This is a genomic window from Thauera carbonicopians, from assembly GCF_025699485.1.
GTDB lineage: Bacteria > Pseudomonadota > Gammaproteobacteria > Burkholderiales > Rhodocyclaceae > Thauera.
Genome location: NZ_JANUXN010000009.1, coordinates 36,270 through 50,379, shown reverse-complemented (window position 1 = coordinate 50,379; position 14,110 = coordinate 36,270). Strand labels below are relative to the sequence as shown.

At 65.9% G+C, this 14,110-nt stretch carries 16 protein-coding genes; 1 reads left to right on the top strand and 15 read right to left on the bottom strand.

Annotated features, from left to right (window positions below):
- Nucleotides 1-93: 93 nt before the first annotated feature.
- The 12 genes from trpC to NX068_RS12740 all read right to left on the bottom strand — a co-directional run bounded on the left by trpC (nt 94) and on the right by NX068_RS12740 (nt 11,097).
- Nucleotides 94-891 carry an indole-3-glycerol phosphate synthase TrpC gene (trpC, locus tag NX068_RS12795; protein ID WP_263461653.1) on the bottom strand — a complete coding sequence of 266 codons (798 nt, stop codon included), beginning with the start codon at nt 889-891 and terminating at the stop codon, nt 94-96.
- Entirely contained in the window at nt 891-1,934 is a 1,044-nt protein-coding gene (gene trpD / locus NX068_RS12790; RefSeq protein WP_263461652.1) for an anthranilate phosphoribosyltransferase, read from the bottom strand. The genes trpC and trpD overlap by 1 nt, the downstream gene beginning before the upstream one ends.
- A gap of 14 nt (nt 1,935-1,948) precedes the next feature.
- Nucleotides 1,949-2,536 (bottom strand): aminodeoxychorismate/anthranilate synthase component II, encoded by a 588-nt coding sequence (locus tag NX068_RS12785; RefSeq protein WP_263461651.1) that lies wholly within the window; start codon nt 2,534-2,536, stop codon nt 1,949-1,951.
- 10 nt (nt 2,537-2,546) lie between these two features.
- A complete protein-coding gene (gene trpE / locus NX068_RS12780; RefSeq protein ID WP_263461650.1) occupies nt 2,547-4,022 on the bottom strand; it encodes an anthranilate synthase component I in 1,476 nt (491 codons plus the stop codon).
- A gap of 253 nt (nt 4,023-4,275) precedes the next feature.
- Entirely contained in the window at nt 4,276-4,959 is a 684-nt protein-coding gene (locus NX068_RS12775; protein WP_263461649.1) for a phosphoglycolate phosphatase, read from the bottom strand.
- Nucleotides 4,956-5,651, bottom strand: coding sequence for a ribulose-phosphate 3-epimerase (gene rpe, locus NX068_RS12770; RefSeq protein ID WP_263461648.1), 696 nt, complete (start codon nt 5,649-5,651; stop codon nt 4,956-4,958). The genes NX068_RS12775 and rpe overlap by 4 nt, the downstream gene beginning before the upstream one ends.
- 53 nt (nt 5,652-5,704) lie before the next feature.
- Nucleotides 5,705-6,472, bottom strand: coding sequence for a 3',5'-cyclic-nucleotide phosphodiesterase (locus tag NX068_RS12765; RefSeq protein ID WP_263461647.1), 768 nt, complete (start codon nt 6,470-6,472; stop codon nt 5,705-5,707).
- Between the two features lie 130 nt (nt 6,473-6,602).
- The gene (locus NX068_RS12760) at nt 6,603-7,325 is read right to left on the bottom strand and encodes an FHA domain-containing protein (protein WP_263461646.1); all 723 of its coding nucleotides are present in this window, start codon (nt 7,323-7,325) and stop codon (nt 6,603-6,605) included.
- 116 nt (nt 7,326-7,441) lie between these two features.
- Entirely contained in the window at nt 7,442-8,335 is an 894-nt protein-coding gene (gene sucD, locus NX068_RS12755) for a succinate--CoA ligase subunit alpha (protein ID WP_263461645.1), read from the bottom strand.
- 12 nt (nt 8,336-8,347) lie between these two features.
- Nucleotides 8,348-9,508: an ADP-forming succinate--CoA ligase subunit beta gene (gene sucC / locus NX068_RS12750; protein WP_263461644.1), complete on the bottom strand. Its 1,161-nt coding sequence runs from the start codon at nt 9,506-9,508 to the stop codon at nt 8,348-8,350.
- Nucleotides 9,509-9,731: 223 nt separating this feature from the next.
- Nucleotides 9,732-10,286: a DUF2889 domain-containing protein gene (locus tag NX068_RS12745; protein ID WP_263461643.1), complete on the bottom strand. Its 555-nt coding sequence runs from the start codon at nt 10,284-10,286 to the stop codon at nt 9,732-9,734.
- Between the two features lie 61 nt (nt 10,287-10,347).
- Nucleotides 10,348-11,097, bottom strand: a complete 750-nt coding sequence (locus tag NX068_RS12740; protein WP_263461642.1) for a Nif3-like dinuclear metal center hexameric protein — start codon at nt 11,095-11,097, stop codon at nt 10,348-10,350.
- A 74-nt stretch (nt 11,098-11,171) separates the two neighbouring features.
- On the opposite strand from NX068_RS12740, the gene NX068_RS12735 reads away from it, so the two are divergent.
- Nucleotides 11,172-12,332 (top strand): Do family serine endopeptidase, encoded by a 1,161-nt coding sequence (locus NX068_RS12735; RefSeq protein ID WP_263461641.1) that lies wholly within the window; start codon nt 11,172-11,174, stop codon nt 12,330-12,332.
- Between the two features lie 225 nt (nt 12,333-12,557).
- Here NX068_RS12735 and tatC read toward each other — a convergent pair whose 3' ends face one another.
- The 3 genes from tatC to tatA form a co-directional block, all read right to left on the bottom strand.
- Nucleotides 12,558-13,379 (bottom strand): twin-arginine translocase subunit TatC, encoded by an 822-nt coding sequence (tatC, locus tag NX068_RS12730; RefSeq protein WP_263461640.1) that lies wholly within the window; start codon nt 13,377-13,379, stop codon nt 12,558-12,560.
- Nucleotides 13,376-13,789, bottom strand: a complete 414-nt coding sequence (gene tatB / locus NX068_RS12725) for a Sec-independent protein translocase protein TatB (RefSeq protein ID WP_263461639.1) — start codon at nt 13,787-13,789, stop codon at nt 13,376-13,378. Before tatB ends, tatC begins: the two co-directional genes overlap by 4 nt.
- Nucleotides 13,790-13,880: 91 nt before the next feature.
- Nucleotides 13,881-14,108: a Sec-independent protein translocase subunit TatA gene (tatA, locus tag NX068_RS12720; RefSeq protein ID WP_263461638.1), complete on the bottom strand. Its 228-nt coding sequence runs from the start codon at nt 14,106-14,108 to the stop codon at nt 13,881-13,883.
- Nucleotides 14,109-14,110 lie beyond the last annotated feature (2 nt).

The window sequence follows — 14,110 nt, the reverse complement described above, 5'->3', positions numbered from 1 at the left end:
CATCAGGCTGAGGAATTCATGAGGCCGATGCCGTCGCTGCCCTGGCCTCGGACCGGCGATGAATCGCCGGCGAAGGCGACGGCATGAGGCGGTTCAGCCGAACAGGTCGCGCAGGCCTTCGCCCGGCTCGTCGACGCGCATGAAAGCCTCGCCGACCAGGAAGGTCTGTACCGCGTTGCCGCGCATCAGTGCGACGTCTTCGGGTTTCAGGATGCCCGATTCGGTGACGACGATGCGGCCGGCGCCTGCGCTGGCGATGCGCGGCAGCAGGTCCAGTGTGCTCTGCAGCGAGACTTCGAAAGTACGCAGGTTGCGGTTGTTGATGCCGATCAGCGGAGTCCGCAACTGCAGGGCGCTTTCCAGTTCGTCCGCATCGTGTACCTCGACCAGCACCGCCATGCCGAGTTCGCCGGCGATCGTTTCCATGTCGCGCATCTGCGCCAGATCGAGGCAGGCGGCGATCAGCAGGATGGCGTCGGCGCCCATCGCGCGGGCTTCGTACACCTGCCAGGCATCGACGAGGAAATCCTTGCGCAGCGCCGGCAGCGCGCAGGCGGCGCGCGCGGCCTGCAGGTACTCGGGCGCGCCCTGGAAGAATTCGCGGTCGGTCAGCACCGACAGGCAGGCGGCGCCGGCCTGCGCGTACGAGCGGGCGATGTCGGCGGGATGGAAGTCGGCGCGGATCACGCCCTTGGACGGGCTGGCCTTCTTGATCTCGGCGATCACCGCCGGCCGGCCGGCGGCATGGCGGGCGCGGATGGCGCCGACGAAATCGCGCGCGGCGGGTTGGGCCTCGGCTTCGGCACGGATGGTTTCGAGCGGTTTGAGCGCGCGGGCAGCGGCGACTTCTTCGACCTTGACCGCGCAGATCTTGTTGAGGATGTCGCTCATCAGGCGCTCCGGAATTGCTGGGTGAAGCGCACGAAGTCGTCCAGCCTGGCGCGCGCCGCGCCGCTGGCGATGGTTTCGCGCGCAAGGGCGATGCCGGCACCGATCGAATCGGCGATATTGGCGGTGTACAGCGCCACGCCGGCATTGAAGACGACGATGTCGCGGGCCGGGCCGGGGCGGTTGTCGAGCACGCCGAGCAGCACCTGGCGCGACTCGTCGGCGTCGGCGACGCGCAGGTTGCGGCTGCTGGCCATCGGGATGTCGAAATCCTCGGGGTGGATCTCGTATTCGCTGACCTTGCCGTCCTTGAGCTCGCCGACCAGGGTCGCACCGCCGAGGCTGACTTCGTCCATGCCGTCCATGCCATGCACGACCAGCACGTGGTTGGCGCCGAGGCGCTCCATGACGCGCGCCTGGATGCCGACCAGGTCGGGGTGGAACACGCCCATCAGGGTGTTGGGCGCGCTCGCAGGGTTGGTCAGCGGACCGAGGATGTTGAACAGCGTGCGCACGCCCATCTCGCGCCGCACCGGGGCGACGTTCTTCATCGCGCTGTGGTGGGCCGGCGCATACATGAAGCCGATGCCGGTGGCCTCGATGCAGTCGGCGACCTGGGCCGGGGTGAGGTCCAGATTGACGCCGAGCGCTTCGATGACGTCGGCGGCGCCGGACTTCGACGACACGCCGCGCCCGCCATGCTTGGCGACGCGTGCGCCCGCCGCCGCGGCGACGAAGATGGTGGTGGTGGAGATGTTGAAGGTGTTGGCGCCGTCACCGCCGGTGCCGACGACGTCGAGGAAGTGCTCGTGCGGCGGCTTGACCTCGACCTTGGTCGACATCTCGCGCATGACGATGGCGGCGGCGGCGATCTCGCCGATGGTCTCCTTCTTGACCCGCAGGCCGGTGAGGATGGCGGCGGTCATGACCGGCGACACCTCGCCGGCCATGATCTGGCGCATCAGCGACAGCATCTCGTCGAAGAAGATTTCGCGGTGTTCGATCGTGCGTTGCAGGGCTTGCTGGGGCGTGATCATGTCGGGCATCGTCTCGTTCGGCATCAGGCGGCAGCAGGCACGGGCGCGCTGCGGTCGAGGAAATTGCGCAGCAGCTCATGGCCGCACTCGGTCAGGATCGATTCGGGGTGGAACTGCACGCCCTCGACGTCCAGCGTCCGGTGGCGCACGCCCATGATTTCACCGTCTTCGGTCCAGGCGGTCACTTCCAGACAATCGGGCAGGCTGTCGCGTTCAATCGCGAGCGAGTGATAACGCGTGCACACCAGCGGATCGGGCAGGCCGCGGAACACACCGGCGCCCTGGTGGCGCACCGGCGAAGTCTTGCCGTGCATGAGCTGCTGCGCATGCACGATGCGGCCGCCGAAAGCGGCGCCGATGCTCTGGTGGCCGAGGCAGACGCCGAGGATGGGCAGTTTGCCGGCGAAGGCCTTGATCGCCCGCACCGAGACGCCGGCCTCGGCCGGCGAGCACGGTCCGGGCGAGATCACGAGCTGATCGGGCTTCATCGCCGCGATCTGGTCGAGAGTGACCTCGTCGTTGCGGTAGACCTCGACCCGGGCACCCAACTCACCGAAATACTGCACCAGGTTGTAGGTGAAGCTGTCGTAGTTGTCGATCATCAATAGCATTTCGCGCTCCTCACTGCACCTGGGTGTCCAGTCCGCCTTCGGCCATCTCGGCAGCACGCAGCATCGCGCGCGCCTTGTTCCGGGTTTCCTCCCATTCGGAATCGGGATCGGAGTCGGCAACGATGCCGGCGCCCGCCTGGACGTGGATCTGGCCGTCCTTGACGACGGCGGTACGGATCGCGATGGCGAGGTCCATGTCGCCATGGAAGCCGAGGTAGCCGACCGAGCCAGCGTAGATGCCGCGCTTGACCGGTTCGAGCTCGTCGATGATCTCCATCGCCCTGACCTTGGGTGCGCCCGACACCGTGCCTGCCGGGAAGGTGGCGCGCAGTACGGCGAGCGCATTGAGCCCGCTCTTGAGCCGGCCCTCGACGTTGGAGACGATGTGCATCACGTGGGAATAGCGCTCGATGCTGAAGCGCTCGGTGACCTTGACCGTGCCGGTCTGCGACACCCGGCCGGCATCGTTGCGGCCGAGGTCGAGCAGTTGCACGTGTTCGGCGATTTCCTTGGCGTCCGCCAGCAGCTCCTTCTCGAGCGCAAGGTCCTCGGCCACCGTGGCGCCGCGCTTGCGCGTGCCGGCGATCGGGCGCACGGTGACGACATCGTCCTCGAGCCGGGTCAGGATCTCCGGCGAGGCGCCGACGACGTGGAAGTCCTCGAGGTTGAAATAGAACATGTAGGGCGACGGGTTCAGCGAGCGGATCGCGCGGTAAAGCGCCATCGGGCTGGCCGCGTAGGGCTTGCTCATGCGCTGCGACAGCACGACCTGCATGACGTCGCCGTCGACGATGTACTGCTTGGCGCGGCGCACCGCGTCCTTGAAGGCGTCCTCGCCGAAGCTCGACACCGCCTCCGCGGGCTCGGCGCAGCATTCCTCGGGTATCCGCACCGGTGCCCGTAGCCGCGCCAGCAGTTCACGCAGGCGCTTCTGGGCGCGCTTGAAAGCGCCAGGCACTTCCGGTTCGGCATAAACAACCAGGGTCAGCTTGCCGCTGAGGTTGTCGACGATGGCGACTTCCTCGGACAGCAGCAGCAGGATGTCGGGCGTGCCGATGGTGTCGGTCTTCTCGGTCTGCGCCAGCTTCGGCTCGATGTAGCGCACGGTGTCGTAGCCGAAGTAGCCGACCAGGCCGCCGGCGAAGCGCGGCAGGTGCTCGCGCGGCGGCACCTTGATGCGGTTCATGAATTCGGCGACGAAGTTCAGCGGGTCGCCGTAGTCGCGGCGCTCGACCAGGCGGTTGCCGGTGAGCAGCAGCGCGGAACGGCCATAGACTTCGATGCGGGTCGGCGAGGACAGGCCGATGAAGGAATAGCGGCCGAAGCGCTCGCCGCCCTGCACCGATTCGAGCAGGTAGGTGTAGGGCTCGTTGGCGAGCTTCAGGTAGATGGACAGCGGCGTGTCGAGGTCGGCAAAGGTCTCGAGCGTGACCGGGATGCGGTTGTAGCCCTGCGAGGCAAGGGCGTTGAATTCCTGTTCGAGCATGGGGGCTCCACGTAAGTCGATTCGATCGGAAGGTGCTGCAGCAGGCGGGGTGGTGCGCAAGGCGCAGCCGACACCCCGCGGAGGGAGGTCGCGTCAGTGGCCCAAAGGCCAACGCCAGCCGCCGCGCCAGCCCTGCTGGACGGTTGCGGAAGCGGCGAGGAAGCGATCCCGGAGTGCGAGCATCACGATGTCGAGTATGAGTGGAGTGCCTGGCGAAACTCGTCTGGACCGGCCCATCGGAAGCCCGGGCCGGCTACTGTGCCGGAACGATGTGATCCAGCAGTTGAAGCGCGTCCGATAGTAGCCCATCGCATTCGATGGTGTCCACCGGCACGCCTTCGCTGTAACCGTAGCTGACGAGCAGCACCGGCATGCCGGCGCCCTGCGCCGATAGCGCATCGTTGGCAGAGTCGCCGATCATCAGGGCTTCGGCCGGGGCGACGCCGAGGCGCTCGCAGGCCAGCCGTACCATGGCCGGATCGGGTTTCTTGACCGGCAAGGTGTCGCCGCTGACCACGGTGCCGAAGTAAGCGGCGATGCCCATGCGTTCGAGCAGCGGCAGCGTGAAGGCTTCGGCCTTGTTGGTCACCACGGCGAGCGGGATGGCGCGGGCATCGAGCGCCCGCAGCACCTCTTCGATACCGGGATAGATGCTGGCACGCCTGCCGTTGACCACCACGTAGTGGCGGCGGAAGACGTCGACGGCGGCGTCGATCTCGGCCTCGCTCGCAGTCGTGCCTTCGGTCATGCAGCGCCGCACCAGGTTCGGGATGCCCTTGCCGACGAAGCGGTGGATCTCGTCCTGGGGGCGCTGCGGCCGGCCCAGCTCGGCCAGCATCAGGTTGGCGGCGTCGGCCAGGTCGCCGATGGTGTCGAGCAAGGTGCCGTCGAGGTCGAACAGCACCGCCCGCGGCGAAAAGCGCACCGCCCCGCTCATGCCGCCACCCTGGCCAGTTCGCCGCGCAGCGCGCCGATGATCGAGTCGTAGCGGTTGGGGTCCTCGTCCCTGCCGGCGCCGAACACCGCCGAACCGGCGACGAAGGTGTCCGCTCCGGCACGGGCGATTTCGGCGATGTTGTCGGTCTTCACGCCGCCGTCGATCTCGAGCAGGATGCGCCGACCGCTGCGTGCCGCGTAGGCGTCGATCCTGTCGCGCGCGGCACGCAGCTTGTTGAGCGTCTCGGGGATGAACTTCTGCCCGCCGAAGCCGGGGTTGACGCTCATCAGCAGCACCACATCGAGCTTGTCCATGACGTGGTCCATGTGGTGCAGCGGCGTGGCCGGGTTGAACACCAGGCCGGCCTGACAGCCGGAGTCGCGGATCAGACCGAGGCTGCGGTCGATGTGCTCGGACGCTTCGGGGTGGAAGGTGATGATGTTGGCGCCGGCCTTGGCGAAGTCGGGAATGATGCGGTCGACCGGCTTGACCATCAGATGGACGTCGATCGGCGCGCTGGTATGGGGGCGGATGGCTTCGCAGACCAGCGGCCCGATGGTCAGGTTGGGCACGTAGTGATTGTCCATCACATCGAAGTGGATCCAGTCGGCGCCCGATGCAACGACGTTGCGGACTTCGTCGCCGAGGCAGGCGAAATCCGCGGACAACAGACTGGGGGCGATGCGGTACATGGGAATCTCCGGGAAGGCTTTCAAACCGGGATTCTAACCGCCAGCCGCAGCACTCAGAAGTTCAGCACCTGGCCTTGCAGCAGACGGCGGGGTTTGAGCGCTGCATCGCCCGCTTCGATCTGGGCCATGATGCGATCGTCCACGCCCGGCTTGAGGTGGGTGACATGCACTTCCGGCTGCCCGGTCAGCTCCGCCAGCACTTCGAACAGCATGCTCGGGCACAGGTGGCGCGAGGCGAGCGCAAGCCCTTGCTGCTCGTCGGCGAAGGCAGTCTCGATGATCAGATGGCGCAGCGCCGGCTGGGCGTTGATGGCGGCAATGAGCTCGGGGCAGTAGGCGGTATCGCCCGAGAACACAAGCTGGCCTTCGCCGCTGTCGAGGCAGAAGGCAGCCATCGGCACGGTATGCTGGGCCGGCAAGGCAGTGACGGCGCGTTTGCCGAGCCGAGTGGTTTCCCCCACTTTCAGGGGCTGGAAGCGCATGAAGGGGTGATTCCTGTCCGGTATCGCCGAGAAATCCGGCCACACCAGCCAGTTGAAGATGTGCGAGTGCAGGATGCGGATGGTTTCCGGCAGCGCATGCACGATCAGCGGCGTGGTCCTCAGCTCACCGACGGAGTCGATCAGCAGCGGCAGCGAGGCAATGTGGTCGAGATGGGCGTGGGTGATGAAGACGTGATCGATCCTGCACAGCGCCTCGAACGGCAGATCCCCCACGCCGGTGCCGCAATCGATGAGGATGTCATCGTCCACGAGCAGCGCGGTGGTGCGCGCCTGCGCCCCGCCAATACCGCCACTGCACCCCAGCACCGTCAGTTTCATGCCCGATCGCGGCACGCCTGTCAGGGCGTACGCCGTTACGATTCCCAGTTGTGTCGTCGGAGGAAACCTTATCACTCCACCGGGGGCATCGATAGGCAAAAAATCACGGCCCCCCGGCCGCCTGCCGGGCTCAGGAACGCAGGAAGAATTCCATCTTCACGCCGGCCAGATCGATGATGTCGTGATCCTTGAGCGGATGTGCCTGGGCATCGATCGGCTTGCCATTGACCTTTGGAAAGGAGGCGCCTTCGACATGGGTGATGAAGTAGCCGTGCGGACGGCGGGTGATGACCGCCACCTGCCTGCCCGGCTTCCCCAGCGTGGTCAGGGATTTGGTCAGTTCCAGTTCGCGCCCGCTGTTGGCGCCGCTCAGCACCTGGATCACGCCGACGCGGCCGGCACTGGCGGCGGCGGCCTTTTCCGCACGCTCGAGCGCGCCGGCGGCGACGATCTGCGTTTCGCTGGGACCCGGTTTGGGCTCGGCAGCGGTGTCGGCCGGCGGCAGTTCGAAGGCCTTCAGCGCAACGGTATCGATCATTTCGGCAGCCGCCTGTCCGGCCGGCGGCGCAGTGACGAGATACTTGATCCGGTACTTGCCGAGTTCGACGACGTCGTTGTGGTGCAGCACATGCTTCTTCACCGGCTGGCCATTGACGTAGGTGCCGTTGGTGCTGTTCTGGTCCTCGAGAAAGGCGTCGTTGAGGATGCAGGTGATCACCGCGTGATGGCCGCTGATTGCCAGATTGTCGATCTGGATGTCATTGTCCGGCTTGCGCCCGATCGAAATCCGCTCCCTGTCGAGCTCGATCTCCTTGAGGACGAGTCCGTCCATGCTGAGGATCAACTTCGGCATTGCCTGTACCCGCTTTGATGTTCGTGGCCCGCAGTTCCGCCGGCCGTCCGGGGACATTCTAAAGCAAAAAAAACGCCGGACAGGCCGGCGTTTTCTGGGTCGTGCAGATCAGGCGGTCAGAGCATCGCCTTCAGCAGCTTGCCCATTTCCGACGGATCGCGCGTTACCTTGAAGCCGCACTCTTCCATGATGGCGAGCTTGGCATCGGCGGTATCGGCGCCGCCCGAGATCAGCGCGCCGGCGTGGCCCATGCGCTTGCCGGCCGGCGCGGTGACGCCGGCGATGAAGCCGACGATCGGCTTCTTCATGTTGGCCTTGCACCACTGCGCGGCTTCAGCTTCGTCCGGACCACCGATCTCGCCGATCATGATCACCGCGTCGGTGTCCGGATCGTCGTTGAACATGCGCATCACGTCGATGTGCTTGAGGCCGTTGATCGGGTCGCCGCCGATACCGACCGCCGAGGACTGGCCCAGGCCGATCTCGGTGAGCTGCGCCACGGCTTCATAGGTCAGCGTGCCGGAGCGCGAAACCACACCGATGCGGCCCTTGCGGTGGATGTGGCCGGGCATGATGCCGATCTTGACTTCGTCCGGCGTGATCAGGCCGGGGCAGTTGGGACCGAGCAGCAGGGTTTCCTTGCCGCCGGCGGCAACCTTCTGCTTCATCTTGTTGCGCACGACCAGCATGTCGCGCACCGGGATGCCTTCGGTGATGCAGATCGCCAGATCGAGGTCGGCTTCGCAGGCTTCCCAGATGGCGTCGGCGGCACCTGCCGGCGGCACGTAGATGACCGACACGGTGGCGCCGGTTTCAGCCGCAGCTTCCTTGACCGAGGCGTAGATGGGCACGTCGAAGATCTTCTCGCCGGCCTTCTTCGGGTTCACGCCGGCGACGAAGCAGTTCTTGCCGTTGGCGTACTCGATGCACTTCTCGGTGTGGAACTGGCCGGTCTTGCCGGTGATCCCCTGGGTGATGATCTTGGTATCTTTGTTGATCAGGATGGACATTCGCAACGCTCCTTACTTGACCGCAGCGACGATCTTGGTCGCGGCTTCCGCCATGGTGTCGGCGGTGATGATCGGCAGGCCCGACTCGGCGAGGATCTTCTTGCCGAGGTCTTCGTTGGTGCCCTTCATGCGCACCACCAGCGGGACGGAGAGATGCACTTCCTTGGCCGCGGCGACGACGCCGGTGGCGATGGTGTCGCAGCGCATGATGCCGCCGAAGATGTTGACCAGGATGCCCTTGACCTTGGGGTTCTTGAGCATGATCTTGAAGGCTTCGGTGACCTTCTCGGTGGTGGCGCCGCCGCCGACGTCGAGGAAGTTGGCCGGCTCGGCGCCGAACAGCTTGATCGTGTCCATCGTGGCCATCGCCAGGCCGGCGCCGTTCACCAGGCAGCCGATGTTGCCGTCGAGGCTGATGTAGGCGAGGTCGAACTTGGAAGCCTCGATCTCGTCGGCATCCTCTTCATCGAGGTCGCGGTAGGCGACGATCTCGGGATGGCGGTAGAGCGCGTTGGAGTCGAAGTTGAACTTGGCGTCGAGCGCCTTCACGGTGCCGTTGCTTTCGTGGATCAGCGGGTTGATCTCCGCCAGCGAGGCATCGGTTTCCATGTAGCAGGTGTAGAGCTTCTTCAGCGTGTCGACCGCCTGGGCCATCGAATTGGCCGGCATGCCGATGCCCTTGGCCAGCTCGGTGGCCTGCTCGTCGGTCAGGCCGACCAACGGATCGACGAAGACCTTGATGATCTTCTCGGGAGTGTTGTGCGCGACTTCCTCGATGTCCATGCCGCCTTCGGAGGAGGCCATCATGGCGACCTTCTGGGTGGCACGGTCGGTCAGCGCGGCAACGTAGTACTCGTGCTGGATGTCGGCGCCTTCCTCGATCAGCAGGTTGCGCACCTTCTGGCCTTCGGGGCCGGTCTGGTGGGTGATCAGCTGCATGCCGAGGATTTCGCTTGCGCACTTGCGGACGTCGTCGAGCGACTTGGCGAGCTTGACACCGCCGCCCTTGCCGCGGCCGCCGGCGTGGATCTGGGCCTTGACCACCCAGAAATTGCCGCCGAGTTCCTCGGCAGCCTTCACCGCGCCCTCTACGCTGGTGCAATGGATGCCACGGGGCGTCACGACGCCGAACTTTCTTAGAACTTCTTTTGCCTGATACTCATGAATCTTCATGGTTGCCCTTCGTTCGAAGTCACGACGGCAGGCCCGTCGCAAACAGGTTGATGGCATGCTTCGGAGCGTCCCGCTCCACGGCAGGCGTCGTCTCCCTCGACCGCCACCCGCCGCCTTCGGCCAGCGGAGCCGGCCCAGCCTCGTGACATGCAGGCGCGAGCGCTCGCCTGCCGCAAGACTCCATAATTATAACCAGTTTTGCGCAGTGCACTGTGGGCGCGGATCAGCCGGCCGCGCCGGGCTTCCGGTACCACTTGGGATAGTAGCGGCGCACGGCCTTCGACGATGTGTCCAGGGCATGGCAGCGATCGAGCTGAAAGGGCTTCTCGCCGGTGTCCTCGTTGTCCCGCATGAAGGTGGCGATCGTCTGGATCGCCGCCGTCGGCAGCGAGTTGAGCATTTCCGTCATGTGCGAACAGCCGCGGACGTCGGCGAACATCTCGCCGATGGTGCGGCGGAAGCCGCGCACCAGGTTCAGCCCGATCAACTGCCGGTATGCCGGCCCGATGGTGTCGCAGTAGCCGGGATAGGGCACGCCATCCGAACAGGCCACCGCGTCGCGGACGTTGAAGGTGGTGTCGAAGACGATCCTCAGCCGCATCAGATGGACCGGCACACCCGCAGGGCGGATGCCGGACGCAATCGGATAATCGACATCCTTGACGTCGGTCAGCGAGGCATCGAGTTCGTACAGGCCGTCCTCGCGCAGGAAGCCTTCGACTTCGATGCGCCGGGTGTGGATGCGCCGGCGGGGCGCGGAACTGGCGGGCAGAGGCATCTTCTATTCACGTACGCGGACGTATGGAGAAGCGGATTCTAACCAATCGCGCACGGAAGGCTCAGACCGGATTGGGCAGATCGACGAAATCCGCAGCCAGGCCGAGTTCATCCGCCAGCCAGGCCGCGATCGACTTCGCGCCATAGCGCTCGGTCGCATGGTGGCCGGCGGCGATGTACGGGATACCCGTCTCGCGCGCCAGATGCACCGTCTGTTCGGAAATCTCGCCGGACACGAATACATCGGCGCCCGCCGCGATCGCCTGCTCGAAGTAGCCTTGGGCACCGCCGGTGCACCACGCCACCCGCCGCACCGGCCGCGACGCATCTCCCGCCAGCAGCGGCTCGCGCTGCAGCCGCTCGGCCAGCGCACAGGCGATCTGCCCCGCTGGCTCGCCCGGCCTGGCCGGGCGGCCGAACCAGCCGAGATCCTGGTCGGCGAAACGCCCTTCCGGCACCCAATCCATCAGCTTGCCGAGCTGGGCGTTGTTGCCGTGCTCGGCATGGGCATCCAGCGGCAGATGGTAGGCGAGCAGGCTGATGTCGTTGGCCAGCAGGCTCTTCAGCCGTTGCCGGCGGATGCCGGTGATGCGCCCGTCCTCGCCCTTCCAGAAATAGCCGTGATGGACGAACACGGCGTCATAGCCGCCGGACACCGCGAGATCGACGAGCGCCTGGCTGGCGGTCACTCCGCACAGCACCCGCGCCACTTCGGCGCGTCCTTCCACTTGCAGACCGTTTGGGCAATAATCCTTGAAGCGCGGAGCGTCGAGCAGTGCGTCCAGACGCGCCGTGAGCTCACCGAGTTGCATGCGGCCTCCTGTCGTTCCGGCCTGGCCGGGCACCCCGCCCGCCAGGCTCCACCCTCTTTCGAACCCATCACATTATGCGCCGTCTGTGGCTCATCTTCGCCCAGGCCGTGACCATCAGCGTCGCCGGCCTGTTCGTCCTCAGCACACTCAAGCCCGAGTGGCTGCGCGACAGCGCACCCGCTTCGGTCGTCGCCATCCTGGAAGCGCCTGCCGACAGCGGCGCGCGCGCGCCGGCGTCCGGCTCCTACGCCAGCGCTGCGCAGCGCTCGATGCCTGCGGTCGTCCATATCTTCACCAGCAAGGCCGGCGCCGGCGCCCGCCATCCGCTGTTCGACGACCCGATGTTCCGCCACTTCTTCGGCGAACGCCCGAACAGCGGCCCCAGCCAGCGCCCCTCGGGCCTGGGTTCGGGCGTGATCGTCAGCCCCGACGGCTACATCATCACCAACAACCACGTCATCGAGACCGCGGATCAGATCGAGATCGCGCTCAACGACGGACGCAAGTTCAGCGCACGCCAGATCGGACGCGACCCCGAGACGGATCTGGCGGTGCTGAAGATCGACACCGACGACCAGTTGCCGGTCATTACCCTGGCCAGCGGCGAGGCCCTGAGCGTGGGCGATGTCGTGCTGGCGATCGGCAATCCCTTCGGCGTCGGCCAGACCGTGACGATGGGCATCGTCTCCGCGCTGGGGCGCAGCCAGTTGGGCATCAACACCTTCGAGAACTACATCCAGACCGATGCCGCGATCAACCCCGGCAACTCGGGCGGCGCGCTGGTCGACAGCGCCGGCAACCTGGTCGGCATCAACACCGCGATCTACTCGCGCTCCGGCGGCTCGCTCGGCATCGGCTTCGCCATCCCGGTCTCCATCGCCCGCAACGTGCTCGAACAGATCGTCGCCACCGGCGAGGTCACGCGCGGCTGGGTCGGCGTCGAGATCCAGGACATCACCCCCGAACTGGCGGAATCCTTCGGCCTGCGCGGCACCCAGGGCGCGCTGATCGCCGGCGTGCTGCGCGCCAGCCCGGCCGACCGTGCCGGCATCCGGCCGGGCGACGTGCTGATCGCGGTCGATGGCACCAGCGTCCGCGATCCGCGTGCGATGCTCGACATGGTCGCCGCGCTGCCGCCCGGGCACACGGCCAGCTTCCGCGTCCTGCGCGGCGACAAGGAAGTGGAGCTGGAAGTGGCGGTCGGCCGCCGTCCGACGCCTTCTGCCAATCGCTGAAGAATCCGGCCCGCAGCGGACGATGCGCTTCGCCCTTGGCCCAACCACAACGGCAACCGGCCCTTGTAAGCGGCTTCACAGCCACGAATGCGGGCCGCAGGCCTGCCTTCTTCATCGGGAAAAGGGGCGCTGTCACACCCTACCGCGGCCAGGCGTCCCCGGCTAAATCCACTCCGAAAAGCTGGGGCTCGCCCCATACCGGCACGGCCTCGCCTGCCTGGCCGCTCAGCGCTTGTCGGCGCCCTCACCGGCTTCGATGCGGTCCAGCTCCTTGTCCATGTCCTCGATGGACGGAGGAACGTAGTCTGCCTCCGCTGCGGCAGCGGCAGGCGCCGATTTCACCATCCAGTTGGCAAGGATGATGCCCAGCTCGTAGAGCAGGCACATCGGAATCGCCAGCATCAGTTGCGAAACGACGTCGGGCGGCGTGACGATGGCGGCAACCACGAAGGCACCAACGATGACGTAGGGACGCGCCTCGCGCAGCTTCGCCACGCTGACGATGCCGGCCTTGGCCAGCACGATCACCACCACCGGCACTTCGAAAGTGATGCCGAAAGCGAGGAACATCGACATCACGAAGGACAGGTACTGCTCGATGTCCGGCGCCGGCACGATGCTCTTGGGGGCGAATTCGGCGATGAACTTGAACACCATGCCGAACACGAAGAAGTAGCAGAAGGCCATGCCGGCGATGAACAGCAGCGTGCTGCCGGCCACCAGCGGCAGCGCCAGGCGCTTCTCGTGCGCATACAGCCCCGGCGCGATGAAAGCCCAGGCCTGGTACAGCACCCAGGGCAGGCACAGCACGAAGGCGACCATCATCGTGACCTTGACCGGCACGAAGAACGGCGTCACCACGCCGGTGGCGATCATGTTCGTGCCCGCCGGCAAGGTGTCCATCATCGGCTTGGCGAGGATGTCGTAGATGTCGCCCGCCCACGGCATCAGGCAGACGAACACGATCACCAGCGCGAGCAGCGCGCGGATCAGGCGGTCGCGCAGCTCGATCAGGTGGGAGATGAAAGTTTCTTGTTGGGTGCTCATGCCTGGGTCTTGTCCGCCGTACTGGCCTGCGGTTTGGCATCGAGCCCGAGATCGAGCTGCTTTTCCGTTGCCGCAGCAGAGTCGGTCGAAGGATCCAGGGCCGCCGCATCCGGCAGCGTGGAGCGCAGTTCGTCGACCGTGCTGCCGATCTGGTTCTCGACGCCGGCGACGCCAGTGCGCACCGAACTCTCAAGCTCCTGCGCCTGCTGCTTGACCTGCTCCTGCAGCTTCTTCAGTTCCTCGAGCTGCATCTCGCGCTGGATGTCGGACTTGACGTCCGACACGTAGCGCTGCAGCCGTCCCAGCAGGTGCCCGGCCGTACGCGCGACCTTGGGCAGGCGCTCGGGGCCGACCACGATCAGGAGCACCACCCCGATCACAACGAGTTCAGAAAAGCCGAAATCGAACATGTTTCGCCGCTATGGAGGCACATCATGCATGTGCCGCACGAAAACAAAGGGGCGCTCCCTGATGGGCGCCCCCTCCATCCAGACGCAAGGCTCAGGAAGCGGACTTGTCGACCTTTTCCCGCGCCTCGCCTTCGATCGTCTGCCCTTCGGCGATCTTCTGCTGCGCGGCGGCGTCGGTATCACCTTCCTTCATGCCTTCCTTGAAGCCCTTGACCGCGCCGCCCAGGTCCGAGCCGATGTTGCGCAGCTTCTTCGTCCCGAACACCAGCAGGACGATGACCAGCACGATCAGCCAGTGCCAGATGCTCAATGAACCCATAC

Excerpts from the sequence above, each read along its gene's own strand:
- trpC (WP_263461653.1), bottom strand. The coding sequence starts at position 891 with ATGAGCGACATCCTCAACAAGATCTGCGCGGTCAAGGTCGAAGAAGTC.
- trpD (WP_263461652.1), bottom strand. The coding sequence starts at position 1,934 with ATGCCCGACATGATCACGCCCCAGCAAGCCCTGCAACGCACGATCGAA.
- NX068_RS12785 (WP_263461651.1), bottom strand. The coding sequence starts at position 2,536 with ATGCTATTGATGATCGACAACTACGACAGCTTCACCTACAACCTGGTG.
- trpE (WP_263461650.1), bottom strand. The coding sequence starts at position 4,022 with ATGCTCGAACAGGAATTCAACGCCCTTGCCTCGCAGGGCTACAACCGC.
- NX068_RS12775 (WP_263461649.1), bottom strand. The coding sequence starts at position 4,959 with ATGAGCGGGGCGGTGCGCTTTTCGCCGCGGGCGGTGCTGTTCGACCTC.
- rpe (WP_263461648.1), bottom strand. The coding sequence starts at position 5,651 with ATGTACCGCATCGCCCCCAGTCTGTTGTCCGCGGATTTCGCCTGCCTC.
- NX068_RS12765 (WP_263461647.1), bottom strand. The coding sequence starts at position 6,472 with ATGAAACTGACGGTGCTGGGGTGCAGTGGCGGTATTGGCGGGGCGCAG.
- NX068_RS12760 (WP_263461646.1), bottom strand. The coding sequence starts at position 7,325 with ATGCCGAAGTTGATCCTCAGCATGGACGGACTCGTCCTCAAGGAGATC.
- sucD (WP_263461645.1), bottom strand. The coding sequence starts at position 8,335 with ATGTCCATCCTGATCAACAAAGATACCAAGATCATCACCCAGGGGATC.
- sucC (WP_263461644.1), bottom strand. The coding sequence starts at position 9,508 with ATGAAGATTCATGAGTATCAGGCAAAAGAAGTTCTAAGAAAGTTCGGC.
- NX068_RS12745 (WP_263461643.1), bottom strand. The coding sequence starts at position 10,286 with ATGCCTCTGCCCGCCAGTTCCGCGCCCCGCCGGCGCATCCACACCCGG.
- NX068_RS12740 (WP_263461642.1), bottom strand. The coding sequence starts at position 11,097 with ATGCAACTCGGTGAGCTCACGGCGCGTCTGGACGCACTGCTCGACGCT.
- NX068_RS12735 (WP_263461641.1), top strand. The coding sequence starts at position 11,172 with ATGCGCCGTCTGTGGCTCATCTTCGCCCAGGCCGTGACCATCAGCGTC.
- tatC (WP_263461640.1), bottom strand. The coding sequence starts at position 13,379 with ATGAGCACCCAACAAGAAACTTTCATCTCCCACCTGATCGAGCTGCGC.
- tatB (WP_263461639.1), bottom strand. The coding sequence starts at position 13,789 with ATGTTCGATTTCGGCTTTTCTGAACTCGTTGTGATCGGGGTGGTGCTC.
- tatA (WP_263461638.1), bottom strand. The coding sequence starts at position 14,108 with ATGGGTTCATTGAGCATCTGGCACTGGCTGATCGTGCTGGTCATCGTC.